Origin of the sequence: Mesorhizobium sp. M0870 (assembly GCF_040319775.1) — a bacterium.
Taxonomy (GTDB): Bacteria; Pseudomonadota; Alphaproteobacteria; order Rhizobiales; family Rhizobiaceae; genus Mesorhizobium.
The window spans coordinates 1-23,559 of sequence record NZ_JAMYOI010000020.1 but is presented as its reverse complement, the minus strand read 5'-3'; the positions used below and the strand labels follow the sequence as shown (position 1 = coordinate 23,559).

The 23,559-nt window shown below is 64.6% G+C and carries 22 protein-coding genes; 16 read left to right on the top strand and 6 right to left on the bottom strand.

Features of this window, described 5'->3' with window-relative positions; translation table 11 throughout:
- Positions 1 to 32: 32 nt before the first annotated feature.
- The 5 genes from NKH97_RS22410 (at position 33) to NKH97_RS22390 (ending at position 5,910) form a co-directional block, all read left to right on the top strand.
- Positions 33 to 1,736 (top strand): ABC transporter permease, encoded by a 1,704-nt coding sequence (locus tag NKH97_RS22410; RefSeq protein WP_352798818.1) that lies wholly within the window; start codon positions 33 to 35, stop codon positions 1,734 to 1,736.
- Positions 1,724 to 2,803 (top strand): ABC transporter ATP-binding protein, encoded by a 1,080-nt coding sequence (locus NKH97_RS22405; RefSeq protein WP_352776310.1) that lies wholly within the window; start codon positions 1,724 to 1,726, stop codon positions 2,801 to 2,803. Before NKH97_RS22410 ends, NKH97_RS22405 begins: the two co-directional genes overlap by 13 nt.
- On the top strand, positions 2,803 to 3,969 hold the full coding sequence (locus tag NKH97_RS22400) for an MBL fold metallo-hydrolase (RefSeq protein WP_352776316.1): 1,167 nt from the start codon (positions 2,803 to 2,805) through the stop codon (positions 3,967 to 3,969). Before NKH97_RS22405 ends, NKH97_RS22400 begins: the two co-directional genes overlap by 1 nt.
- Positions 3,966 to 4,709: a 5'/3'-nucleotidase SurE gene (locus tag NKH97_RS22395; RefSeq protein WP_352776309.1), complete on the top strand. Its 744-nt coding sequence runs from the start codon at positions 3,966 to 3,968 to the stop codon at positions 4,707 to 4,709. The genes NKH97_RS22400 and NKH97_RS22395 overlap by 4 nt, the downstream gene beginning before the upstream one ends.
- Positions 4,710 to 4,815: 106 nt before the next feature.
- A complete protein-coding gene (locus tag NKH97_RS22390; protein ID WP_352798817.1) occupies positions 4,816 to 5,910 on the top strand; it encodes a DUF930 domain-containing protein in 1,095 nt (364 codons plus the stop codon).
- A gap of 4 nt (positions 5,911 to 5,914) precedes the next feature.
- On the opposite strand, the gene NKH97_RS22385 is transcribed toward NKH97_RS22390, so the two are convergent.
- Both NKH97_RS22385 and NKH97_RS22380 read right to left on the bottom strand, forming a co-directional pair.
- Positions 5,915 to 6,589 (bottom strand): HAD family hydrolase, encoded by a 675-nt coding sequence (locus NKH97_RS22385; RefSeq protein ID WP_352798816.1) that lies wholly within the window; start codon positions 6,587 to 6,589, stop codon positions 5,915 to 5,917.
- Between the two features lie 94 nt (positions 6,590 to 6,683).
- Positions 6,684 to 7,325, bottom strand: a complete 642-nt coding sequence (locus NKH97_RS22380) for a hypothetical protein (protein ID WP_023811040.1) — start codon at positions 7,323 to 7,325, stop codon at positions 6,684 to 6,686.
- 194 nt (positions 7,326 to 7,519) lie between these two features.
- Here NKH97_RS22380 and NKH97_RS22375 point away from each other — a divergent pair, with 194 nt between their 5' ends.
- The 5 genes from NKH97_RS22375 (at position 7,520) to ptsP (ending at position 12,380) form a co-directional block, all read left to right on the top strand.
- The gene (locus NKH97_RS22375; RefSeq protein WP_023811041.1) at positions 7,520 to 7,957 is read left to right on the top strand and encodes a transcriptional regulator GutM; all 438 of its coding nucleotides are present in this window, start codon (positions 7,520 to 7,522) and stop codon (positions 7,955 to 7,957) included.
- An 88-nt stretch (positions 7,958 to 8,045) separates the two neighbouring features.
- A complete protein-coding gene (srlA, locus tag NKH97_RS22370; RefSeq protein ID WP_013529328.1) occupies positions 8,046 to 8,807 on the top strand; it encodes a PTS glucitol/sorbitol transporter subunit IIC in 762 nt (253 codons plus the stop codon).
- A 16-nt stretch (positions 8,808 to 8,823) separates the two neighbouring features.
- On the top strand, positions 8,824 to 9,825 hold the full coding sequence (gene srlE / locus NKH97_RS22365; RefSeq protein WP_027038062.1) for a PTS glucitol/sorbitol transporter subunit IIB: 1,002 nt from the start codon (positions 8,824 to 8,826) through the stop codon (positions 9,823 to 9,825).
- Positions 9,826 to 9,957: 132 nt separating this feature from the next.
- On the top strand, positions 9,958 to 10,338 hold the full coding sequence (locus NKH97_RS22360; protein ID WP_352798815.1) for a PTS glucitol/sorbitol transporter subunit IIA: 381 nt from the start codon (positions 9,958 to 9,960) through the stop codon (positions 10,336 to 10,338).
- Positions 10,339 to 10,394: 56 nt separating this feature from the next.
- Entirely contained in the window at positions 10,395 to 12,380 is a 1,986-nt protein-coding gene (gene ptsP / locus NKH97_RS22355; RefSeq protein ID WP_352798814.1) for a phosphoenolpyruvate--protein phosphotransferase, read from the top strand.
- 14 nt (positions 12,381 to 12,394) lie between these two features.
- Here the strand turns inward: ptsP and NKH97_RS22350 are convergent, their stop codons facing one another.
- Positions 12,395 to 13,198 carry a hypothetical protein gene (locus NKH97_RS22350; protein WP_023811046.1) on the bottom strand — a complete coding sequence of 268 codons (804 nt, stop codon included), beginning with the start codon at positions 13,196 to 13,198 and terminating at the stop codon, positions 12,395 to 12,397.
- 159 nt (positions 13,199 to 13,357) lie between these two features.
- Here NKH97_RS22350 and NKH97_RS22345 point away from each other — a divergent pair, with 159 nt between their 5' ends.
- Positions 13,358 to 14,368: a sugar-binding transcriptional regulator gene (locus tag NKH97_RS22345; RefSeq protein WP_127269653.1), complete on the top strand. Its 1,011-nt coding sequence runs from the start codon at positions 13,358 to 13,360 to the stop codon at positions 14,366 to 14,368.
- Here NKH97_RS22345 and NKH97_RS22340 read toward each other — a convergent pair.
- From NKH97_RS22340 to NKH97_RS22330, 3 genes are read right to left on the bottom strand one after another with little or no spacing between them, the layout of a single operon-like run.
- Positions 14,355 to 15,206, bottom strand: coding sequence for a TIGR01459 family HAD-type hydrolase (locus tag NKH97_RS22340; protein ID WP_352442061.1), 852 nt, complete (start codon positions 15,204 to 15,206; stop codon positions 14,355 to 14,357). The genes NKH97_RS22345 and NKH97_RS22340 overlap by 14 nt on opposite strands.
- Positions 15,203 to 16,477, bottom strand: coding sequence for an FGGY-family carbohydrate kinase (locus tag NKH97_RS22335; RefSeq protein WP_352442066.1), 1,275 nt, complete (start codon positions 16,475 to 16,477; stop codon positions 15,203 to 15,205). The genes NKH97_RS22340 and NKH97_RS22335 overlap by 4 nt, the downstream gene beginning before the upstream one ends.
- Positions 16,478 to 16,484: 7 nt before the next feature.
- Positions 16,485 to 17,528, bottom strand: coding sequence for a class II aldolase/adducin family protein (locus NKH97_RS22330; RefSeq protein WP_352442062.1), 1,044 nt, complete (start codon positions 17,526 to 17,528; stop codon positions 16,485 to 16,487).
- A gap of 192 nt (positions 17,529 to 17,720) precedes the next feature.
- Between NKH97_RS22330 and NKH97_RS22325 the strand changes: the two genes are divergently transcribed.
- The 5 genes from NKH97_RS22325 to NKH97_RS22305 all read left to right on the top strand — a co-directional run bounded on the left by NKH97_RS22325 (position 17,721) and on the right by NKH97_RS22305 (position 23,425).
- Positions 17,721 to 18,497 carry a DeoR/GlpR family DNA-binding transcription regulator gene (locus tag NKH97_RS22325; protein ID WP_127266683.1) on the top strand — a complete coding sequence of 259 codons (777 nt, stop codon included), beginning with the start codon at positions 17,721 to 17,723 and terminating at the stop codon, positions 18,495 to 18,497.
- Positions 18,494 to 19,873, top strand: a complete 1,380-nt coding sequence (locus NKH97_RS22320) for an FGGY-family carbohydrate kinase (protein ID WP_352722413.1) — start codon at positions 18,494 to 18,496, stop codon at positions 19,871 to 19,873. The genes NKH97_RS22325 and NKH97_RS22320 overlap by 4 nt, the downstream gene beginning before the upstream one ends.
- A complete protein-coding gene (locus NKH97_RS22315) occupies positions 19,870 to 21,414 on the top strand; it encodes a sugar ABC transporter ATP-binding protein (RefSeq protein ID WP_352442064.1) in 1,545 nt (514 codons plus the stop codon). Before NKH97_RS22320 ends, NKH97_RS22315 begins: the two co-directional genes overlap by 4 nt.
- Positions 21,411 to 22,409, top strand: a complete 999-nt coding sequence (locus NKH97_RS22310; RefSeq protein ID WP_352611812.1) for an ABC transporter permease subunit — start codon at positions 21,411 to 21,413, stop codon at positions 22,407 to 22,409. Before NKH97_RS22315 ends, NKH97_RS22310 begins: the two co-directional genes overlap by 4 nt.
- Before the next feature lie 77 nt (positions 22,410 to 22,486).
- Entirely contained in the window at positions 22,487 to 23,425 is a 939-nt protein-coding gene (locus tag NKH97_RS22305; RefSeq protein WP_027038073.1) for an ABC transporter substrate-binding protein, read from the top strand.
- Positions 23,426 to 23,559 lie beyond the last annotated feature (134 nt).

Genomic DNA, 23,559 nt, shown 5'->3' with positions numbered 1-23,559 from the left:
GCATCGGCCGATCGATCCCAGGAAAAACAATCATGTCAACACGGATCAGGGAAAGCCGGGGCCAGGAAATGGCCCTGACGGCGGCGGTGGCCGTCGTCATCGTGCTGCTTTCGCTGCTGCCGATGCTGCGCCTGATCAAGGAGATCGTGGCGCCCGGCGGCACGCTCTCGACCGTCGCGATAAAAGCGGGTCTCGCCAGCCCGGCGACCTGGATCGCCACCTGGCACACGCTGGTCGTCGGCATCGGTGGCACCCTGCTTGCGGTGCTGTCGGGAACGCTGGTGGCCGTCCTCGTCACCCTGACCGATATCCGCTCTCGCAGCGCCATGGTGCTCTGTTACGTCATGCCCTTGATGATCGCGCCGCAGGTGACGGCGCTGGCCTGGCTGCAATTGTTCGGCCCGGCAAGTCCATTCCTGAAACTGTTCGGGGCGGCACCGCCGCTCGGTACCAAAAACCCGCTCTACTCCACCTCGGGCATCATCCTGCTGCTCGGCGTGCAGTATGGCCCGCTGGTCTTCCTGCTGGTGCGTGCCGGCCTGCGCAAGCTGCCGCGCGAGCTGGTCGAAGCGGCACGGGCCGGCGGCGCCGGCTGGTTCACCGTGCTGGTCACCATCGTGCTGCCGCTGATGACGCCGTCGATCATGGCGGCCGCCGCACTGGCCTTCGTCTCCTGCGTCGGCAATTTCGGCATTCCGGCCTTTCTCGGCATTCCCGCCAACTATCTCGTGCTGCCGACCTTGATCTATCAACGGCTGGCCGGCGGCGGTCCCGCCGTGCTCGGCGAAACCGCCTTCCTGTCGGTGCTGATCGGCGTCATCGCCATGGCTGGCATCCTCGCCCAGGAGGTCATGAGCCGCCGCCGCGACTATCGCATCAGCTCCACCTCGCTGGCGGCCGAGCCCTATGAGCTCGGCCGTTGGCGGCCCGCCGTCCAGGCGGGCATGTGGCTGTTGATCGTCGTGGTGCTGATCCTGCCGCTGTTCGGGCTGGTGCTGACATCGCTGGTGCCGGGCTATGGCATCGCGCTCACGGCCAAGACGGCAACGTTCGACAATTATCGCTTCGTGCTGTTCGAGCATGATGCGGCCAGCCGCGCCTTCTTCAACAGCTTCTGGCTGTCGATCGCGGCGGCCTTCTTCGCGGTCCTAGTCGCCGTGCCGATCGGCTATCTGATCGCCTGGGGCAAGCAGCGCTGGGTTCGGCTGCTCAATCTGTCGGTCGAGCTGCCCTATGCCTTGCCCGGCGTGGTGCTGGCGATCGCCTCGCTGTTGCTGTTCCTGCGGCCGATCCCGCTGACCGGCATCCAGCTCTACAACACCGTCTGGATCATCCTCTACGCCTATCTCGCCCGCTTCCTGGTGCTGGCGCTGCGGCCGACCATCAGCGGCTATCACCAGATCGATCGGGCGCTGGAGGAGGCGGCGCAAGTGGCGGGCGCCGGGCTGTTCACACGCATGCGCACGATCATCTTCCCGCTCGTCGCACCGGCGGCGATCGCCGGCGGCCTGCTGATCTTCATGACGGCGCTCAGCGAGCTCACCGTCTCGGCGCTGCTGTGGTCGTCAGGCTCGGAAACGATCGGCGTGGTGATGTTTTCCTTCGAGCAGGGCGGCGATTCCAACTACGCGGCGGCGATGTCCGTCATCACCGTCGCGGTCACCTTCGTGCTGATGCTGGTGACCAATCTGCTTGCCCCCTACCTTCCCAGCGGAGTGCTGCCATGGCGCGATTGAGCCTGGACAATGTGACCAAGAGCTTCGCCAATTTCGATGCCGTCAAGGATGTGTCGATCGACGTCGCCGACGGCGAATTCCTGGCAGTGCTCGGCCCCTCCGGTTGCGGCAAGACGACGTTGCTGCGGCTGGTCGCGGGATTCGAGAAAGTGACGTCAGGCGAAATCCGCATCGGCAGCGAGGTCGTTTCGGGCAAGGGCGGCAGCGTCGCGCCGGAAAAGCGGCGCGTCGGCATCGTCTTCCAGAATTATGCGCTGTGGCCGCACATGACGGTCGCCGAAAACATCGGCTATTCGCTGAAGGTGGCGAAGCTGGACAAAGCGGTCGCGCGCCAGAAGGTTGAAGACGCACTCGCTTTGGTCAATCTGCAAGGGCTGGGCGAGCGCAGGCCGGCCAATCTTTCCGGCGGCCAGCGCCAGCGCGTGGCGCTCGCACGCTGCCTTGTCGCCGCGCCCTCGCTGGTGCTGTTCGACGAGCCGCTCGCCAATCTCGATGTGCATCTGAGGGCCTCGATGGAGGACGAGTTCGCGTCCTTCCACAAGCGCACTGGCACCACCATCGTCTACATCACCCATGATCAAGCCGAGGCGATGGCGCTGGCCGATCGGATCGCGGTGATGGACGGCGGGCGACTTGCCCAGCTCGCGACGCCGCCCGAGCTCTATCATGAGCCGGCAAATGAAATGGTGGCGTCCTTCATTTCCCAAGGCATTTTGTTGCCCGCGGATGTGTTGAGCGCGGAAGAAAGGGGCCATTGCAAGGTCCGGATTCTCGGCGCTGAACTGGTCGTCCGCTGCCGGGCTGGCGAGCGGCCGCGAACTGGGGCAAAGATCTGCTGCCGGTCGACCGATCTCGACGTGTCGCCGGACGGTCCCGGCTTCGATGGCCTGGTCAAACGGGTGATCTATCAGGGTGGTTCGGCGCGGATCGAATTCACGCCTTTGACCAGTCCCGACCTCACCTTGCATTTCGAACAGCCCGACCCGGTTGTGCTGGAGAGCGGAGCCCGGGCGCGTCTTCGGATACGGTCCGGCTGGCTGATCCCGGCAATAGGGGCAGCATCGTGATGATGCTCGATCTGCTCGGCGGTTTTGGGGAAAAAGGCCGCACCAGCCTCGCTGTCAGCAGCGGCAACGATCGCATCCTGCTCGATGTCGGCATCAAGGTCGGCGCGTCGGGCGCGGACTATTATCCGGCGCTGAACGGGTCGATCGCCGACATCGACGCGCTGTTCGTCTCGCACGCGCATGAGGATCATATCGGCGCGCTGAGCTGGCTTCTGGCGCGCGGTTATGCCGGCCCGATTTTCATGACGGCTGAGACCCGCGACGAGGCTCCGGCGACGCTTGCCGGCTATGCTGAGCCCGAGGATTTCAGGCGGTTCCCTTTTCCAGAAGATCGCATCGAATTGTTCGAACCTTGCGACATGCTGAAGAGCGGCAATCTTACGATCCGGACGGGACGATCGGGACATGTGGTCGGCGGCGTCTGGTTTGCCGTCGACGACGGCGAAAGCCGCGTCGCCTATTCGGCCGATGTGGTGCCGGACAGCAATGTCTTTGTGATGGACACGATCCCGCACTGCGACCTGCTTGTTCTTGATGCTTCCTATGGCGCGGATCCCGTGCCAGGTGCGGCGCGGGCGCGCGAAATCTCGCAGTGGGTTGCGAGGCATTCGGACGGATGTCTTTTGCCGACGCCACTCTCGGGGCGGTCGCTGGAGCTGATCGCGGCCTTGCCGGGGCCGTTCGCCATCCATGCCGGCATGCGCTCATCGCTGGAAGTGCAGATCGGCGCCACCGCGTCTCTGTTGCCGGGCGTTTCCGGACTCCTGCTTGCCCGCCTGCAAGACGCAGCCGACTGGACCGATGCTGATCCCCTGCCGTCGCTGCCGTTGCTTGCCGATGACGGCATGGGCGAGGCCGGCCCGTCGTCACGGCTGCTGCCGCGCGCCGGTCAGGCAGGGTTTCCGGTGCTGCTCACCGGGCATCTGCCGTCAGGCTCGCCTGGCGATCTGCTGCACAAGGCCGGCCGGGCGGACTGGGTGCGCATGCCGACCCATCCTACGCTGTCGGGCAATGTCGACATCTGGGAGAAGGCCGGGCGTCCCGCGGCACTCGGTCACTCCTGCGCGGCCGAGCTTCTCGGTGATCTCAAAAACCACATTCCGTCGCTGCGCACGCAATGCCGCACCGGCCAGCGCATCCCGGTGCCGGAGGCAAGAGAACGATGAGAATCCTGGTCTGCAACGACGACGGCATCGAAGCGCCGGGGCTTGCCCGTCTCGTCAAAGCCGCAAGCGCGTTGAGCGACGATGTGTGGGTGGTCGCGCCCGACGGCAAGCGCACCGCTGCCGGTTCGTCATTGACGATCGCCAGACCGTTGACGATGCGGCATGTCAGGCCGGGCTGGTATTCCTGTTCCGGCACGCCCGCCGATTGCGTGGTGAGCGCGATGACGTGGCTGTTTGCCGACGCAGAGAAACCGGACCTTGTGCTGTCGGGTGTCAATAACGGGCGCAACGTTGCCGAGGACCTTGCCTATTCCGGCACGCTCGGGATTGCGCGGGAGGCGACCTTCTGGGGCGTGCCGGCGATCGGCTTTTCGCGTGTGAAGGATCCTGATTTCACCGATGGCGACGACCAATGGCTGGGAGCGCTGATTGCCTCGCTTTGGCAGTCGCGCGCCGACTGGTCGACGGAGGGCCATTGGCTGAGCGTCAACCTACCGACGGCGCTGCCGGCCGAAATCCGCCAGCCACGCATTGGCCGCGACAAGATCGCCCGCACGGCCGAGATCGTGGAGAGCGATGGCGGGCGCACTGTCATCACGGTCCCGCGCGGTCGGGCTCACGCCAGCCAGCCGGGCGACGAAAACGCGGTGATCGACGCCGGCTTCGTCAGCATCAACCGGCTGAACTGGTTCGGCGAAACGCGGCTGGACGACCGGTTTCTGGATAGGATTCTGGGCTGATCCTTCTGCGTGTGATCATCCAGATCACCAAGCTGTCAGCGGTCAAACTGCGCCAATGCAGTCCTTATGCTTGAAGCCGCCGCTATTTCATTCCACATCGGTCAGGATGAAGGACGAGACACGTCAGCGGCGTCGGACTTTGCTGTGGGCCTTGCCCGCATCGCTGATCCTGCATGCGCTCATCGCGGCGTTCCTGATCTACGGCCTGCCGGTGCCTCCCCAACAGCCGCAGGAGGAGCAGCCGGTCAATGTCGCGCTCGTGCCTCCGCCCGAGCAGCCGAAACCTAAACCTGCTCCGGTACCACCGCCAAAGGAAGCCAAAGCCGAAAAGCCGCCGGAACCCAAGGTTGAAAAACCGCCGGAACCGAAAGTCGAAAAGCCATCTCCGCCGGAAAAGCAACCGAGCAAGCCGTCGCCAGTCGAGGTCCTGAAGCCCGTTTTTCAGTTCGGCGACAAGGATACCGGCCCGAGGAAATCCCTGGATGGGGGCAGCGCTCAGGACAACTCGCCGTCGCCGACCAAGGATGACGCGTCGAAGCCGCCTGTTGCGCCGAAGCAGGCAGAGAACAAATCGGCCGAGCCCACACAGGATACGGAGAAGCCGGAAACTCCGACCCAGGAGATGGACAAACAGCTGGCAGACAAACAAGAGCCGGAAGCGTCACCAACGCCATTGGCTGCCGGCGAAGGTGAGATCGAGCTTCCCACGTCGGCAGAAGCGCCGAAACCCAAACCCGCAAATACGCCGAAACCCGGCCCGTCAAAGGTTTCGAAATCCGGAAGCGGGGACGCCGGGAAGCCAAGCTCGAAGGAGGTGGCCGTTGCCAAGTCGCGGACTTATTCCGGCCTTCCGGGTGTTCACAGACTCTATTCGCAAGGCGCGACCGGCGATACGTCGGCCACGACTTCGATGGCCGGTGTGCCTCGCGGCAAGCGGGCCGCCCAACTTTGCGCCAGCGCGTTGCAGCAGCAATTGCTGGACGCCTCCTATTTCCCCGAGTTGATCCCAAGTGTTCCGCTGAAGGCCGGCAATATCCTTGATGCTCCGGATGTCGCCTTCCGCACCACAACCACATGGTATCATCTGGGTTTTCGGTGCGAGGTCGACACCGATGCAACGAAGGTCTTGTCCTTCAATTTCCGTGTCGGGCCAGTGATTCCGCCCGACCAATGGGTCCGCCTTGGACTGCCCATTCGCTAAGAGCCTAGGCCGGCACGCCAAGCCCGGACAATTGCCGGTTAACTTCTTGCCAGTCGGCGCAGACGAAATCGGCACCGGCAGCCGTCAGCCGCGCAGCGTGCTCGGCATAGGTATGGCCGCCACCGGTGTAGCCGATCGCGGTCATACCGGCGGCGACCGCGCCCTGGATGCCGAAGGGCGAGTCCTCGATGACGATGCAGTCAACGGGATTGGCGCCGATCTTGTCCGCCGCAAACAGGAAGATGTCCGGCGCCGGCTTGCCATTCTTGACCATTGATGAGCTGTAGATCGCATCGCCGAAGAAACGCGCCAGCCCGGTCACGGCAAGGCTGTGGTTTATGCGCTCGACGGAGGAGGACGAGGCGACACAGCGGTCGCCCGCAAGCGTCCCGAGGAACGCAGCGATTCCCGGTGTCGGCTTCAATTCCTGCGAGAACAGCACCTTGGTCTCGGCCCAGATGTCGCCGTCCGCCGCCGCCGGAAACTGGTGCCCGGTCAAATCCTTGATCCTGGCGATGATATCGGACTGCTTCATGCCGATGCATTGGGCGATGATGCTGGTGTTGACGCCGGGCATGCCGTGCTTTTCGTAGACGCGCTCGTAGGCGCGGGCGGCCAGAGGCTCGCTATCGACAAGAACGCCGTCGCAATCGAAAATAATAGGCCTTGGTTGCGCCACGCGTTTCCCTCTCGAGTCAGTTTTCGCACATCGCTATCGGCAAAAAGTCAAATGTTCAATAGCGGGTGCGTTTTTGAGGGCGCGAAGAGTGGGCTCAAAGCTGGCGCAACGCATCGCTCGCACGGGAAGACCCGAGCGCCCGTTGCATGGCTTGCCGGGACTGCGCGCGATCTGGGGTGATCCAGTTCGGTTCGGCGCCGAGAAAGCGGTCGAGGAAAGCCACCGCATAGGCCGGCATCTCGGTCACATTCTCGCGATAGGACCACCATGTGCGCAAATCGTCGGCGCATTTGTCGATGCCGGGTGCCGTGCCGAATTCCTGCTCGTGGATCGCCGAAATCACCGAGACGCAGTAGTTGGTGTAGAGGAAACCCTCCGGCCAGAAGCGGACGATTTCCAGCGTGCCGGCGTTCGTTTCCGTCTCGATCAGTTGGGTGAGGCCGGATATTTCTTTTGCCGGCGCCTGTTTTATCAACTCGCGCAGCACGAGGCCGGCGGCAAAGACGATGAAGTCGGCGCGGTCGATCGCGGCGAAGCGCTTCTGCGCTTCCATGATCTCGACCCAGTCGAGAAAGGCTCTGGTGAGCTTGGCCTCGTCGATCTCGAAGCGCACGCCGAACGTGTCCGAGACCACCTTGGCGCTGCCGCGAAAGGTGGCGCGGAACCAGCGCAGCTGCCGCAGCCGATGGCGAAGATCCGGCATCAAGGCCAGCTCGTCCCTGAAGGGCAGCTCCATGTTCCTCGTATCCTGTTTCCCGTCAGCCTAGCACAACAGCGCCACGGCCGAAATCGGTCAGCGCCCTTGTAGATGACCGCAGCCGAGGCCAATATCATACATATTGACATTCTCGGAAACAAATGTTCTCACTTTGCTGTTGTCACGCGCCGGTCCAAGGTGCGGTTCAACTGAGGCTTCGGGAGGAGAACCGAATGGCGATTTGGCAGTGGGGACTGCTTCTGCTGGTTATCGTGTGGGCGCTGCAGTCGCTCGGCGTCTGGCTGCAGATGCGGCACTATTCGGATGTCTTCAGGGGCGTCACCGACCAGTACAAGGATGGCTTCGTCGGAGCCGGCAATTTTCGCGGCCGGTTGGCCAAGGGCACCATCGCGCTCGTCGTGGTGACGCCTGATCTGGTCGTGCGCCGCCTGATGGTGATGAGCGGCCGTTCCGTCTTCACCAAATTCAAAAGACATGAAGAATTCGAGGGTGTTCCCCTCGATAAACTCCGGTCCAACCCTGCAATCATGGGGGAGGGGGAACCCGGTGTGGCCGAGGCCGTGAAACGGGCGATCGAGCAGATCGACAAGACACGGTCGGAGCCGGGGAAGAAGCCGGGCCTGTCCGGCTTGAACATAGCAAGGGCTTAGGGCCGGAGGATTTCGGGCTCTAAATCAAAGGGATAGAGGACGCCGCGCACCGACTGGGATCAACCGGCGGGTGGCATAAGGAGGAGAAATGTCTGTATTTTCGTTGTTGGCGCAGCATGCCGACATGGCCGTGCACAATCTGCATGTCGCAGGTGCCATGGTCTCGGATGCCGCATTGCATGGCAAGCTCGCAGTCGAGCATGCCTCCGACCATCTCGTTGTCCTCGCACAAGCGGACAGCGGACCGATCACCGTCGATCAGTTCAAGGAAAAGCTGAAGGACGTCCAGCAGGAAGAGCAGCTCGGCTGGCTGACCGCCATCGGCAAGTACTTCATCGGCATCTTCCAGAAGGGCGGCGAGGTCTTCGCCGGCTTCGTCACCGGCATCATCCCGACGCTGGTGGTGCTGATGACGGCCTTCTACGCCGTCACCGAACTGGTCGGCGAAGAGCGCGTGCATGGCCTGGCGCGCGGCGCCGGCCGGATCGCGCTGACGCGCTACACGCTGTTGCCGCTGCTGGCGGTGTTCTTCCTCACCAATCCGATGGCCTATACGTTCGGATCGTTCCTGGAAGAAAAGCACAAGCCGGCCTTCTATGACGCGGCCGTGTCCTATGTGCACCCGCCGCTCGGCCTGTTCCCGCACATCAATCCCGGCGAGTATTTCGTCTGGGGCGGCATTCTCGTCGCGCTGCTGGAGCTGGAAAAGAAGGGCGTCGTCGTCGCCGGCTACCACGTCAAGGTGGCGATCTGGTACGCCATCGTCGGCCTCGTCGTCATCCTGCTCAAGGGCATGCTGACCGAACGCATCACCGCCATCATGGCACGCCGCCAGGGCGTCGAGCTGTAAGGGCGGGGAGGACATCATGGCCAAGACATACAAAGCCGTAAGGATCACCCAAGGCAAAACCGGCTGGGGTGGCCCGCTCGTCATCGAGCCGACCGAACAGCGCAGCAAGGTGGTTTCCGTCACCGGTGGTGGCATTCACCCGGTGGCGCAGCTTATTGCCGACATGACCGGTGGCGAAGCCGTCGACGGCTTCAGGGCGCCGCCGATCGAAAGCGAGATGGCGGTTGTCGTCGTCGACTGCGGCGGCACCGCACGATGCGGCGTCTATCCGCGCAAGCGTATTCCGACCGTCAATCTGACGCCGGTCGGTCAATCGGGGCCGCTGGCCCAGTTCATCACCGAGGACATCTACGTTTCGGGCGTGAAGCCGGCCAACATCACAATGGCGGACGGATCCGAAACGGTCACGACTGCAGGGGGAGCAGCAGCGATGAGTTCAAGCAACAATGCGGCCGCGGCACCACAGCCGCTGCCAAGCGAGGGTGGGCTGATCGGCCTCATCAGCACGATCGGCCGGGTCATGGGACGTATCGTCGGCATCTTCTTCAATGCCGGCCGCCGCACCATCGATCAGGTCATCCGCAACGTGCTGCCGTTCATGGCCTTCGTGACCATGCTCATCGGTCTGATCCTCTACACCGGCATCGGCGATGTGCTGGCGCAGCCGATGGGTCCGCTGGCCAACAACATCGTCGGCCTGCTGATCATCTCGGCGATCTGCGGCCTGCCGTTCCTGTCGCCCATCCTCGGGCCAGGCGCGGTCATCGCACAGGTCATCGGCGTCGCCATCATCGGCCCGCAGATCGCCAACGGCACAATTTCGCCGGCGATGGCACTGCCGGCGCTGTTTGCCTACAATACCCAGGTGGGCTGCGATTTTGTCCCCGTCGGCCTGGCGCTCGGTGAGGCCAAGCCGAAGACGATCGAAATCGGTGTTCCGGCGGTGCTGATCAGCCGCCAGATCATGGGCCCGGTCTCGGTGCTGATCGCCTGGGTCGTCAGCCTGATCGTGTTCTAAGGCAATTCCAGGGAAAACCTGAAATGGTTTTCCCTGGAAAAGTGCATAGCGGTTTCCCTTGGAAATTGCGTCAAAACAAAGAGATGGAGCGGTTCACTGCTCCAGGGAAAGTTGAGAAATGAGGTTCGCCATATGACGGTTCTATTGAGAACACGGGTCACTGCCATCGGACCCGAAGTGGCGGACCTTGCCGAAGGGGGCGTGGTCATCCTGTTTGCGGATGGCTCGCCGCCGGAGCTTGCCGAGGTTTCGGTGCTCCACAAGACGGAGCAAGGACCGAGTGACGGAGCGCCCGCCAAGGGCGCTTCGATCACCCTCGGCCCGGTTTCAGCGACCATCACCGCGGTTGGCTCCAGCGCCTGGAGTAAGGTGCTCGAAATGGGCCATGTCGTCATCTCGTTCAACGGCGCCACCGAGGCCGAGAGGCCGGGCGAAATCTGCGCATCGCAGGTCGACCCGCAAGCGCTCGTGGCCGCCCTGAAGACCGGCGCGATCATCACCATCGCCGCCTGACAGCATTCGCGCCACGGCCTATATTGGGAGTGGCGCCCAAAACCAGAGTATTTGCCATGGAACGCTCGACCATCGTCAGAGTGCATGAAGGTTTGCACGCCCGTCCCGCCACCCGGTTCGTCAAGCTCGCCAAGGGTTTCGAATCCGATGTCGAGCTGGTCAAGGACGGCAAGGCGGTCAGCGCCAAGAGTTCGGTCAAGCTGATGCTGCTGGCGGTCAAGGAGAACCAGGAAGTCACCGTGCGGGCGAACGGCGCCGACGCCATCGAGGCCATCGAGGCGCTGATCGGCTATCTCGAAAATCCGAGGGCCGGCCTGGATGATGAAGCTGAGCCGCAGAGCCCGGCAAATGATGCCGGGCAGGAAGTGTTACCCGCTGCATTGGCTGAATCCGCGCCGGCGGTACTTGGCCGAGCAAACGGCTTGCGCGGCGTGGCCGCGAGCGAAGGTTTCGCCATCGGCCCGGCCTTTGCGCATTTCCCGCCTGATATTGCCGGACAGGGCCGCCTGTTGCAGGCCGAGGAGATCGCCGGCGAGATCGACAGGTTCCGCGCTGCTGTCAGCGCGGTCCAGTCGCGCATGGACCATGCGTTGGCGCAGGACAGCCTGTCGGCTGGAGACCGCGGCATCGTCGCCGCGCTGCGCGATATCGCCGCCGACGACAGCCTGACTGGTGAGGCCGAGGGCCTGATCAAGGGCGGCAATGACGCGGTCTCCGCCGTCATCACCGCCGCCTCCAACATTGCCGCCGAATTCAGCGCGGTCGACGATCACTATCTCAACGCGCGGGCGGATGACGTTCATGCGGTCGGGCGGCAGATCTGCCTGGTGTTGCTGGGCCAAGACGATGTCAGCCTCGAAAACATACCCGAAGGGGCTATCCTGATTGCCGATGACATCGGCGCCTGGGATCTGGCACGCGCGCCGCTGAAGCGTATCGGCGGCGTGGTGTGCGGCCATGGCGGCGCCACCTCGCACATCGCCATCATCGCGCGCTCGCACGGCATTCCGGCAGTGCTCGGCCTCGGCGGCCAGGTCAATGCCTTGCGCACCGCGCGAGACGTCGCGCTCGACGGCAATGCCGGCCATGTGATCATCGACCCCGACGAGGCGACCCGTGCCGATTTCGCCGGCCGCGTCGAAGCGGCGGCAAAGGAGCGCGCCGGCCTGACCATCTTCAAGACGGTGACGCCGAAGCTCGCCGACGGCAGGATCATCGAGGTCGCGGCCAATATCGGCTCACTCGAGGAAATCGAAGCGGCGCAAGAGGCTGGTGCCATGGGCATCGGCCTGTTCCGCACCGAGCTTTTGTTCATGCGCCATATGCATCTGCCCTCGGAAGACATGCAGGCCGAGACCTATGCGGCGCTGGCCAAGGCTTTTGCGCCTTATCCGGTCATTGTACGCACGCTCGACATCGGCGGTGACAAGCCGATTGCCGGCATCGAATTTCCCGACGAGGAAAACCCCTTCCTCGGCTGGCGCGGCATCCGCATGTGTCTCGACCGGCCCGACATCTTCAAGCGCCAACTGCGGGCGCTGCTGCGCGCAGCCGTGCACGGCAACATCAAGGTGATGCTGCCGATGGTGTCCGACCTCTCGGAGGTCAGGCAGACGCGCGTGCTGGTTGACGAATGCACGGCCGAGCTGAAAGCCGAAGGCGTGCCGCATGCGACCTTCGATCTCGGCGTAATGATCGAAACCCCGGCCGCCGTGCTGATCGCCCCGACGCTGGCCAAGGAGGTCGCTTTCTTCTCGATCGGCACCAACGATCTGACCCAGTACATCATGGCCGCGGACCGGCTCAATCCGACCGTCGCCAAGCTCAACGATGTCACCAATCCAGCCGTCATGTCGGCGATCGAAATGACGGCAAAAGCCGGCGTCGCCGCCGGTATCATGGTCGGCATGTGCGGTGAGGCGGCCGGCCGTCCGGATCTCATTGCGACATTCGTGAAGATGGGGCTGACCGAACTCTCGATGAGCCCGGCTTCCATCCAGCGCGCCAAGAAAGCGATCATGGCCATGGCCGCTGAAGGCTAGCCCAGGCCGGCCAACTACGGCAGATGGGCAAGCAAGGTGGCGAACACCGGTGTCAGTTCAGCGATCGGGTTTGCCTTGGCGCAGGCCTGAACGATGCGGTCGTGGCGAATATCCGCCGCCAGTATCGCGATCTCCAGCATATCCGGCTCCGGCGCGCCGTCCCTGCCGGCGGTCGCCAGGCCGCAGGCCAAAGCGAGCGGTGCCAGGCAGCTTACGTCAAGCGCGCTGCTGCCCACCACCGCCGGCGTTTCGGACATCGTTTCGGCAAAGCGGACCGGACGCTGGCCGAGGCACTCGACCAGCAGCGCCGAACAGGTGGCCGCGATTGCCTGCAGTCCGGCACCTGGCGCGGCCAACGCGGCCAGCAGATCGCCATGCCGCTTGCGCATCGTGGCATGGACGGCCGCGAAATCGGCTTCGTGGATGCGGGCATTGTCGATGTTCAGGCCGGCAAGAACCGCCTTGGTCAGATAATACATATCGCGCCGGAACAGGCGTTCGGCGTCCAGTTGGCGATCCTCGTTGCCGACCGGGAAATAGGTGCCGAGGCCCTTCACCGTCGTGCCGTCCACCTTGATCGGGCGCTCATGCGGGACGAAAGCTTCAGCGATCGACAGCGCTTCGTCGACGGCACTCGCGGCATGGCTGAGCAGGCCTTCGATGCCCTTGCCTGGAAACGGCGGCAGATGGCTGGTTGCTTCGCGCAGGATGCTGGCATCGCCGCTGCCGTCATGGCGGCTCTGGCGGATGATTTCGCGGACTTCCCGCAGCCGGTCCTTCAGATTGACGCGGACATCTTCGGAGATTTGTCGGAGCATCGCGGATCGCCTTGAAATTTGCTGCGGATAGCCGCCAACCGGGGCAGCCGCCACTCTCTACATTGTTCCTATCGATTGGTAGATCAATAGGCGATACTAGACCAGCATGCAGAATCGGCGGCAGCGCGCTCGTCCGTCGCCGCAGGGGGAGAGACAGACTTGGGCAGACGACGACAGGGCGAAAGCGAAGACGGTCGAGGCGAGGCAACCGAGCAGGTCGCCAGCGAAAGCCGGACGGATCGCCTCAGGATTCGCGCCGCCTGGATGTATTTCGTCGAACAGATGACGCAGAACGAGATCGCCGACGTGCTCGGCGTCGGTCGCGTCACCATCGTGCGCATGCTGGCGGATGCCCGGGCGCGCAACGAAGTGAAGATCACCATCGAGAGCGAATTGTCGGAAATCGTGCGGCTTGAGCGCGCGCTGGAGAAGACGTTCGGGCTGCAGCAGGCGCTGGTGGCGCCGCTTTCGGCACCCAACGCTGATCCGATACCAGCGATCAGCGCCAAGACCGGCAGTTTCCTGTCGGACACGATGAAGTCCGGGATGCGGGTCGGCGTCGGCTGGGGGCAGACGCTGTTCTCGAGCCTGCCCTTCATCAGCGCCAAGTCGCTCACCGACTTCAAGGTGATTTCGCTGCTTGGCGGTGTCGGCGTCGTGCGCCGGGTCAACCCAGCCGAGTTCGCCTGGCGCTTCGCTCAGATATTCCAGGGCGACGGCTATCTGATGCCGACACCAGCCGTCGTCGACAGCGTCGAGACCAAGATCGCACTGATCGAGCGCTGCGGCCTGCAGGAGATTTTCGAAATGGCCGACGTGCTCGATGCCGTTCTGCTGAGCGTCGGCGGGATCGCCTCCGCCACCACCTTCTCTCGTGGCGGCTTTCTCAAGGAGGCGGATCGGGAGGCCTTGCTTGCGCGTGGCGCCGTTGGTGACCTCCTGTTCCATTTCTTCGACCGCAATGGCGATCTGGTCGACCATCCCGTCAACAGCCACGTGATGTCGGTGGATGTCGATCGTCTGCGCAAGGCGCCGATCCGTATCCTCACCTCCGGTGGCGAGGAGAAAACCGAAGCCCTGCTCGGCGCCATGACCCTCATCGCCCCAACCATCCTGATCACCGACGAGGAGAGCGCGCGGCGCATGCTGGAAGCGGTCAGCGGAAGCTGAAGCTCTCCGTGATGTAGTCCGGCCAGGCCTGCTGTTCGTCGAAAACAGCGGCGAGATCCGGTGTGTCCGCCAGTATTCCGCTCAGCACCAGCGCGGTGGCGATGCCGGTGCTGTTTCCCCCCGATATATCGTGTTCGACGCTGTCGCCGACACAGACCACGGTGCCACGGTCCGGCTCGCCGGCCAGCGCCAGCGCGGCGTCGAAAATCGCCTTGTCGGGCTTGCCTATTCGGGTAACGCTGCCGCCCAGGCTTTCATAGAGATCGGCCAGACGGCCGGCGCCGAAGCGAGGGCCAACGGCCGTCAGCATGATGATGTCGGGATTGGTGCAGAAACACGGCACCCGCCGCGCTGCAGCCGGCGCGAATAGCCTGCGATAATGGTCGAGGTCAAAGCGGTCACCCTCGCTGGCCGCGATCATTACCAGTTCGGCCTCATCGCCGGACCCGGTCAGCACAAAAGGCAGGCCCTCGATCGCGGAGCGGTCAGCTTCACGGCTGATCAGCAGGCATTTTGTCCCTGGGCGCAGCTTCCCCGACATCGCCATCTCCCTGAAGGATCGCCACGCCACCTCGCCGGAAGAAACGAAATGATCCCAGCTTCCCGCTTCGAAGCCGAGTTTTATGAGCCGGCTTTCATTGGGTCGTGCCCGCCTGCCGGAGTTCGAAACCAGCACCACGGTCTTGCCGGCGCGCTTCAGCGCCGACAGCGCTGCCACCGCGCCCGGATAGGGCCGTGTGCCGTCATGCAGCACGCCGAACTGGTCGAGCAGGAACACGTCGTAGCGCTCCGCCAGCGGCCCGATGCCGTCGAGACGTTCGATCGTTTTCGCGCTCATAGGAGTCCTGCCCGGCTTGCACCCATCAGCGCCAGCCGCGCCGTGCCGGCGGCGGCCTCGTCGGAAAGCGCGGGCAGGAAATCGACGCCGAGCCTGCGCCGCCGGATTGCCGTCCAGGCTGGGTTCGCCGCCCCGCCTCCGACGCTCCTGACCGATATCAGCGCGGGCGCGCCGAGTTCGGCAAGCCTGTCATAGCCGAGCGCTTCGATCGCGGCGATGCCTTCGAACATCGCTTTCAGATAATCGGCGTCGTCCGCCGGCCGGGGTGCAAGGCGAGGCGGCAGCGCCGGATCGGCGATCGGAAATCGTTCGCCCGTGGCGGGAAGCGGATAGTAATCGAGGCCGGTGTCGGTCTCCGGGTCGATTTTTGCGCTGAGTTCGATGATACGGGCGAGCGGAAAATGCTGAGCCAGCACCTTGCCGCCGGAATTCGACGCACCGCCTGCCAGCCAGGCGTTGCCGAGCCGGTGGCTGTAGATGCCGAAGCGCGGCGCCGAAATCGGCCGGTCGGACAGGATCTTGATGGTCAGCGAGGATCCCAGCGCGGTGACGCCGTCGCCGATCGCGGCAGCACCGGTCGCCAGGAACGAGGCGCAGCCATCCGTGGTTCCGGCGACGACGGCCACATCGCGCGGCAAGCCGAACAGTTCCCCGGCTTCCGCGGTGAGGGCGCCGGTGACTTCGCCCGGCTCGACCACGCGCGGCAGCAACTCCACGCGCATTCCGGTCGCGGCGATCCATTCCGGCCAGCGGCGGGCCTCGACATCATAGCCTGTCTTCAGGGCATTGTTCTCGTCGCTGACGTCGAAGCGGCCGGAGAAGTTTCCGGCAATCCAGTCGGCCTGATGCAGCACCGCCGCAATGCCCGGCAGATGCTGGAAGCGCAGGGCCTTGGCGAGGCCGGATGTCGCTCCGTGCGCTGCACTTGCAGCCGGCGCGGTGCGGTCGATCGCGGCCAGAATGTCGTCGTCATCGACCTTGTCGTTGTACATCAGCGGTTCGGCCAGCGGCCGCCCGGCGGCGTCGACCGGCAGCAGCGTGCCGGAGGTGCCGTCGATGGCGATGGCGCGGACCGCCGTGCGGTCGATGCCGGAAAGCAGGTCCGTCAGCACCGCCTTGACCGCTTGCCACCATGCCGTGGGGGCTCGGTCATCGTGGCCAAACCTGTCGAGTGGAACGGCCGAATGCCCGGCTATGGAAAAATCCGGGCGCATGGCGACGGCGCGCGCACCTGATGTGCCTAGGTCGATGCCGATGACAAGTGGCATCATGTCCATGCTAGCCGCCAGCCGCGTTGAGCTTCTGGCGATATTGCTCGGCGTCCCAGTTGACCAGCTCGTCATTCTCGGAAGCGGTGAGATAGTTCAGCCGCGCTGCGACGTCGATCCGCGCGGTCACGTCGGCGAGGCAGCGTTGCATGGCATCGGCGCCGGCACTGGCGTCGCCGCGCATCAGCACGCCTGCGCCGGGAAACAGGATCGCCGCAGGCGACGTGTCCAGTCGTGCAATGACATCGGCCACCGCCTCGCCCGGTTTCGCCACGATGGAGCCCTGGCCGAGGAAGATGACGTGGTCCGGATAGAGGCTGCCGGCCTGCGCCATGCGGCGGCTCTCAGGGTCGAGCGCAACCGCATGCGCTTCGACATCGGCCGGCAATCTGTAGAAGCTGTCGCCGGCAAGCGCCGCCAAGGCATCGAGGTCGGGTGCGGCGGTCGCGCGCGCCGGCCGGGCCAGCAATGACCTGATACGGCGCAGCAGAAGCTCCGCCCCGGCGACGGTTTCGGCGGCGACGACCAGCCCGTGATTGCCAAGGATCAGCACGTCGACACCAGGCCGCAGTTTTTCGGCAATGCCGCGTGCAAGCGGCAGGCCGGGCCGGAAATAGGGCACATAGGCCCAGTCGATGCCATCGAGCCGCCTGGCGACCTCGGCCTCGCCATCGGCCTGCACGGCAAGTGAGATGGTGTCGACGCAATGGACGTGAAGAACCACGCGCTGCGGCATCAGGGCGTGCACCGTGGTCTCGATCGACGGCCGCAGGCCGCGCGGGTTGAGCGCTGCAATGGTGAAACCCTGCGGCTGGTCGGCGGCGCGATCGCGCTGTTCGACGGCTCTCAGCAACGGCGCCATCGCCACCGGCACCATGATGTCATCGACCAGCGCGTCCTTCAGCCAGGTGCCGGAGGCCTTGATCCACAGCGTGTCGCCGGCTTTCAGCGAGGTGTTGCCGCCTGCCGCCTGGGTCAGATGCGGGCTCTGCCCGATGCTGGCCGAGAGCGCCCGCAAGGCCGCCAGTTCCTGCGCGTCAGCTTGGGTCGCCATGGCGCTTTTCCTCCAACGGCTCGGCCGTGTCCTGCGCGAAATCCCGTTGCCGGGGTCGAATTGGCGCTGATATCGCAGATACGAGTGATCTACGTCAATAGTGATCTAGTATCATCAAAACCCGCTTGCAATCCGGCTAATGTTGAGTAAGTTGCGCCAACTGCCATGGAAATGGCATCCGGGAGGAAAGAATTGAGCGACTCCGGCCGCCAGCGTCAGATCGTCGAACTGCTGCGGGATCGTCCGTTCGCTTCGGTGCGCGAGCTGCAGGAACGGCTTGGCGTTTCGGCCGCGACGGTCAGGCGCGATATCGACAGGATCGACGAAGCCGGCGAAGCGCGGAAGGTCTATGGCGGCATCTCGGCGCTCGACGGCGCTTCCCAGGCCGGTGTCGCCTACGCCCGGCCCTATGACGAGAACCGCGACCTTGCGGTCGAGGCAAAGCGGCAGATCGCCGCGCTCGCGGCGACCATGGTGCGGGACGGCGACGCCGTCATCGTGCATGGCGGCTCGACCTGCTTCCATCTCGGGGTCAAGCTCGCCGAGCGCAACATCCGCCTCTACACCAACTCGATGCCGCTGGCGGCCTATCTCAGCGACCACGGCCATTGCAGCCTGACGGTTGCGGGCGGTGATCTGCATCGCGAACCCGGCATCATCCATTCGCTCACCCAGGCCGTGCCCTTCTACGCCTCCAAATTCTTTCTCGGCGCGCAAGGCCTTGGCCAGGAAGGCGTGATGGAATCGCACCCGCTGCTGGTACGCTCGATCGTCGATCTCAGCCTCTGCGCCGACCAGATCGTGGTGCTGGCCGACAGCCGAAAACTGTCGATCCACGCTCGCAATGTCGCGCTGCCGCTTTCCCGCATCGGCACGCTGGTCACCGATGACGGCCTCTCCGACGCCGATGCGCGCATGCTGGAAGATGCCGGCGTCATGGTGCGGATAGCCTCGGGAGCCATCCAGTGAAGGTGGCTGTCCTCGATTTCGGCAAGACCAATTCGAAGCTGTTCGTCTTCGGCCAGGACGGGCGGATCATCGACGAGCGCCGGACACAGCCGAAATGGGTGCGCCAAGACGGCTTCAGCGTGCTCGACGAGGCGGCGCTCCACCATTGGGCGCTCAGCGCCGTTGCCGATGCGGTCGATGGTCATGGAGTGGAAGGGGTCATGGTGTCGGGCCATGGCTGCACCTTTGCCTTGGTGGACGAGGCGGCGCTGACGCATCCTCTCCTCGATTACGAGCAAGAGCCGCCGGCCGAGATTGCCGCGCGGATCGACCGCCGCATTCCTGACTTTTCCGAGACGTTCTCGCCGCGGCTGCCGCTCGGCTTCAATTACGGCCGCCATATGCTGTGGCTGCAGGAGGTCGATCCGGACGCGTTCGCTGCGTCGAAATCGATCCTCGGCTATCCGCAATACTGGAGCTGGCGCCTTGGCGGACGGGCGGTCTCGGAAGTATCCTATCTCGGCTGCCATTCGCATTTGTGGGCGCCGCGCCGCCAAGATTTTTCCTCGCTGGTCGACGCGCAGGGCTGGCGTGACCGGATGCCTGCCTTCGAGCGCGCCGGCACCGTTATCGGCGAGCAGCGCCTCGGCGCTGCGGCAAGCCCGATCGCCATCCACAACGGCGTCCATGACTCGAATGCGGCGCTGCATGCCTATCGCCGGCAGGAGCTTGGCCCGGTCACCGTCGTTTCTACCGGCACCTGGGTCGTCGTGCTCAATCCGTCCTGTCCCCTCGACGCGCTCGACCGGGATCGCGACATGCTGGTCAATGTCGATGTCGGCGGCGGCCCAGTGCCGACCATCCGCTTCATGGGCGGGCGTGAATTCGCAACCATCAGCGCCGGCTGGCAAGGCGAGATCGCCGGCCCGGCGGTGCAGCGGGTGATCGATGCCGGCATCATGGCGCTGCCGAGCTTCGCGCCGGGCGGGCCGATGACGGGGCATTCCGGCCGACTGGCGGGGCGCGCGCCCAATGTCGAGGAACGCGCGGCTACGGCGCTGCTCTACGTCGCGCTGATGGTCGATCTCTGCCTCGACCTCATCCATTCGAACAACACGGTGATCGTCGATGGCGGGCTGAATACGGGCGGTCTGCTCGCCGGACTGCTGGCGCAATTGCGTCCCGACCAGGCTTTCCTGCAGGGCGCCACGCTGGAGGGCAGTGCCACCGGTGCAGCGGCGCTCGCCTTCGAGAGCGTTGGGCGCGAATTCGCCGCCGAAGTTCCGGAGCCGGTGCGCGCGTCGCGTTTCACCGGGTTGGCAGGCTATCGCGGCAATTGGCGTGCCGCCACCATGGACCGGGGCGTCGCTGGTGCGGTGGCGGGAGGCGCGCGATGAGTGCGATTGCCAAGGCCGAGACGGTGCGCCAGCCGGTGCTGGAGATGCGCCACATCTCCAAGACGTTCGGCACCATCCGTGCCTTGCACGATGTCTCGCTGAGCGTCCATGCCGGCGAGCTGCACGCCTTGATGGGCGAGAACGGCGCCGGCAAGTCGACATTGATGAAAGTGCTTTCAGGCGCCTATCGGCCGGATGCCGGTGGCGAGATCCTGATCGACGGCATGCCGGCCGCGACCGGCGATCCGATCAAGGCGCGCGCCAGCGGCGTCGCGGTGATCTATCAGGAGCTGTCGCTGGCGCCCAATCTGACGGTGGCGCAGAACATCTTCCTCGGCAACGAGCCGCGACGCTTCGGCATCGTCGATCGTGACCAGTGCACCCGGCGCGCCAGGGAGATCATCGCGCGTCTGGGCGTCTCCTTTTCGGCCCGCGACATGGTCTCCAGCCTGTCGCTCGGCGAGCGACAATTGGTCGAGATCGCCCGCGCGCTGTCGACCAATGCGCGCATCATCGTCATGGACGAGCCGACGACGTCGCTGACCTCGCGCGAGACCGACCGGCTGTTCGAGGTCATCGCGACGCTGAAATCGCAAGGCATCGCCATCATCTACATCAGTCACCGCATGGAAGAGGTCTACCAGCTTGCCGATCGCGTCAGCGTGCTGCGCGACAGCGGTTATGTCGGTACGCTCGAACGTGCCGACCTCAGCGCCTCGCGCCTCGTCTCGATGATGGTCGGCCGCGATCTGTCGGCTTTCTACAAGAAGGATCATCGGCCGCCGGACGAAAAGCGCGCGGTGGCGCTCTCGGTGCGTGGCATGTCCGACGGCCGTCTCCTGAAAGACTGTTCGTTCGACCTGCACAAGGGCGAGGTGCTGGCGCTGGCGGGTCTGGTCGGTTCCGGCCGTACCGAGCTTGCGCGGCTGATCTTCGGCGCCGACAGGCGCGTGTCAGGCACGCTGGAACTCGACGGCAAACCTGTAACCATCGGCTCGCCGCGCGAGGCGCTCGATGCCGGCATCGCCTATCTGACCGAGGACCGCAAGGAACTCGGCCTGTTCCTCGACATGTCGATTTCCGACAACATCAGCATGGGCGTGCTGGCGCGGGATTCGCGCGCCGGCGGCTTGCGCGACTTCGCGGCCGCCGAAAGGCGCGCTTCCAAGGCCGTTGCCGGTCTCTCCATCCGCACCAGTTCGGTGCAGGCCAATGCCGGCTCGCTGTCGGGCGGCAACCAGCAGAAGGTGCTGCTCGCCCGCCTGCTCGAAACCGAGCCGAAGGTCGTCATCCTCGACGAGCCGACCCGCGGCGTCGATGTCGGGGCGAAATCGGAAATCTACCGGCTGATCGACAATCTCGCCAAACAGGGCATCGCCATCCTGATGATCTCCAGCGAACTGCCCGAGGTGATCGGCGTTGCCGACCGCGTGCTGGTGATGCGCGACGGCACGATATCGGGCGAGGTGACGGCATCGCAAGGCGAACCGCTAAGCCAGGAGAAAATCATGGAACTTGCAACGGGAGCGGCTCAGCAATGACCGACAAGGCGACCGAGATCAGCGCAGGCGGCCAGGCCACCGGCACGAGCCGACGGTTGCGCACGGCTTTCGCTGCCCTTGGCATGCTGCCGGTGCTGATCCTGCTGGCGGCCGGCTTCCAGTTCCTGAACCCGCGCTTCCTGACCGAGACCAACCTGTTGATTGTCACCCAGCAGTCGTCGATCAACATCGTGCTGGCGGCCGGCATGACCTTCGTCATCCTGACCGGGGGCATCGACCTGTCCGTCGGCGCCATCCTCGCCGCATCGGCGATGGTGGCGGTGATGGTGTCGCTGGTGCCCGACTGGGGTTTGCTCGGTGTGCCGGCGGCCATTCTGGTCGGCCTCGGCTTCGGCCTCATCAACGGGCTGCTCATCGCCTATATCAAGCTGCCGCCCTTCATCGTCACGCTGGGTTCGCTGACCGCGGTGCGCGGCGTCGCCCGCCTGCTCGGCCAGGACACCACGGTGTTCAATTCGGACCTGCCGTTCGATTTCATCGGCAACGGTTCGCTGTTCGGCATTCCGTGGCTGGTCATCATCGCGCTGTCGGTGGTGGTGCTGTCCTGGCTGGTGCTCAAGCGCACCGTGCTAGGCACCTGGATCTATGCCGTCGGCGGCAATGCCGAAGCGGCGCGGCTGACCGGCATCAAGGTGCCGCTGGTGCTGCTCTTCGTCTATGGCATTTCCGGCCTGCTGGCCGGCCTTGGCGGCGCCATGTCGGCGGCCCGGCTCTATGCCGCCAACGGGCTGCAGCTCGGGCAGTCCTATGAACTCGACGCCATTGCCGCTGTCATCCTCGGCGGCACCAGCTTCGTCGGTGGCGTCGGCTCGATCTGGGGTACGCTGATCGGCGGCCTGATCATCGCGGTGCTCTCCAACGGGCTCATCTTGGCCGGTGTCTCCGACATCTGGCAGTACATCATCAAGGGATTGGTCATCATCGTGGCGGTCGCCCTCGACCGCTACAGGCTCCAGGCAGGAGCAAGAACGTGATTGACCTTAGTCGCCGGCGTCAACGACCGGTTTCATGTAACGCACCGTGAGAGGCGCGGGGCAATCGGAGGAAAGCAATGAAGACCATCGCCAAACTGCTCTGCGGCGTCGCACTCGCGTCGCTCGCCATCGCGCCTGCTTCGGCCAAGGACCTCAATAAGGTCGGCATCTCGGTCGGCCTGCTCGGCAATCCCTTCTTCGTCGCCACCATCAAGGGCATCGAGGACGCGGCCAAGAAGATCAACCCAAAGGTCGAGGTGACCTCGGTGTCGGCCGACTATGACCTCAACAAGCAGGTCTCGCAGGTCGATTCGTTCATCGCCGCCGGTGTCGACGTGATCATGCTCAATGCCGTCGACGCCAAGGCGATCGCCCCGGCGGTGAAGAAGGCACAGGCTGCGGGTATCGTCGTTGCCGCCTTCGACGTTTCGGCGCCGGGCGCCGACGTGACCGTGATGACCAACAACGTCAAGGCCGGCGAAGAGGCCTGCCAATACCTGGTCGACCACACCGGCGGCAAGGGCGACTACGTCATCCTCAACGGACCGGCATCGTCGTCGATTCTGGAGCGGGTGAAGGGCTGCAAGAACGTGCTGGCGCAGCATCCCGACATCAAGATCCTCTCCGACGACCAGAATGCCGAAGGCTCGCGCGACGGCGGCCTGAAGGTGTTCCAGTCGCTGCTCACCCGCTTCGACAAGATCGATGCGGTGTTTGCCATCAACGATCCGACGGCGATCGGCGCCCAGCTTGCCGCCAAGCAGCTCAACCGCTCGGAGTTCATCTTCACCGCCGTCGACGGCGCGCCCGATATCGAGAAGGAACTCTCCTCCGGCACCTCGATGATCAAGGCCTCGGCCTCGCAGGATCCCTATGTGATGGCCGGCCAGTCGCTGACGATGGCGGCCGAACTGTTGGCCGGCAAGAAGCCGGCGGAGCCGACCGTCCTGCTCGACCCGAAGCTCATCACGGCCGAGAACCTGAAGGACTACAAGGGCTGGACCGCAGCCCGCTAAATCCTCCCAAGGCCGGTGGGGGGGGGGGGGGGGGGGGGGGGGGCGGGGGGGGGCGCGCGCGGCGAGCTGTTGGGGGTGGTGGTAGGTGTGTGTGGTGGTGTGGGGGGGGGGGGGGGTGGGGGCGGAGTGGGGGG

Excerpts from the sequence above, each read along its gene's own strand:
- NKH97_RS22380 (WP_023811040.1), bottom strand. The coding sequence starts at position 7,325 with ATGGAGCTGCCCTTCAGGGACGAGCTGGCCTTGATGCCGGATCTTCGC.
- NKH97_RS22395 (WP_352776309.1), top strand. The coding sequence starts at position 3,966 with ATGAGAATCCTGGTCTGCAACGACGACGGCATCGAAGCGCCGGGGCTT.
- NKH97_RS22375 (WP_023811041.1), top strand. The coding sequence starts at position 7,520 with ATGGCGATTTGGCAGTGGGGACTGCTTCTGCTGGTTATCGTGTGGGCG.
- srlA (WP_013529328.1), top strand. The coding sequence starts at position 8,046 with ATGTCTGTATTTTCGTTGTTGGCGCAGCATGCCGACATGGCCGTGCAC.
- NKH97_RS22330 (WP_352442062.1), bottom strand. The coding sequence starts at position 17,528 with ATGGCGACCCAAGCTGACGCGCAGGAACTGGCGGCCTTGCGGGCGCTC.
- ptsP (WP_352798814.1), top strand. The coding sequence starts at position 10,395 with ATGGAACGCTCGACCATCGTCAGAGTGCATGAAGGTTTGCACGCCCGT.
- NKH97_RS22410 (WP_352798818.1), top strand. The coding sequence starts at position 33 with ATGTCAACACGGATCAGGGAAAGCCGGGGCCAGGAAATGGCCCTGACG.
- NKH97_RS22350 (WP_023811046.1), bottom strand. The coding sequence starts at position 13,198 with ATGCTCCGACAAATCTCCGAAGATGTCCGCGTCAATCTGAAGGACCGG.
- NKH97_RS22315 (WP_352442064.1), top strand. The coding sequence starts at position 19,870 with ATGAGTGCGATTGCCAAGGCCGAGACGGTGCGCCAGCCGGTGCTGGAG.
- NKH97_RS22340 (WP_352442061.1), bottom strand. The coding sequence starts at position 15,206 with ATGAGCGCGAAAACGATCGAACGTCTCGACGGCATCGGGCCGCTGGCG.
- NKH97_RS22335 (WP_352442066.1), bottom strand. The coding sequence starts at position 16,477 with ATGATGCCACTTGTCATCGGCATCGACCTAGGCACATCAGGTGCGCGC.
- NKH97_RS22400 (WP_352776316.1), top strand. The coding sequence starts at position 2,803 with ATGATGCTCGATCTGCTCGGCGGTTTTGGGGAAAAAGGCCGCACCAGC.
- srlE (WP_027038062.1), top strand. The coding sequence starts at position 8,824 with ATGGCCAAGACATACAAAGCCGTAAGGATCACCCAAGGCAAAACCGGC.
- NKH97_RS22360 (WP_352798815.1), top strand. The coding sequence starts at position 9,958 with ATGACGGTTCTATTGAGAACACGGGTCACTGCCATCGGACCCGAAGTG.
- NKH97_RS22305 (WP_027038073.1), top strand. The coding sequence starts at position 22,487 with ATGAAGACCATCGCCAAACTGCTCTGCGGCGTCGCACTCGCGTCGCTC.
- NKH97_RS22405 (WP_352776310.1), top strand. The coding sequence starts at position 1,724 with ATGGCGCGATTGAGCCTGGACAATGTGACCAAGAGCTTCGCCAATTTC.
- NKH97_RS22390 (WP_352798817.1), top strand. The coding sequence starts at position 4,816 with ATGAAGGACGAGACACGTCAGCGGCGTCGGACTTTGCTGTGGGCCTTG.
- NKH97_RS22310 (WP_352611812.1), top strand. The coding sequence starts at position 21,411 with ATGACCGACAAGGCGACCGAGATCAGCGCAGGCGGCCAGGCCACCGGC.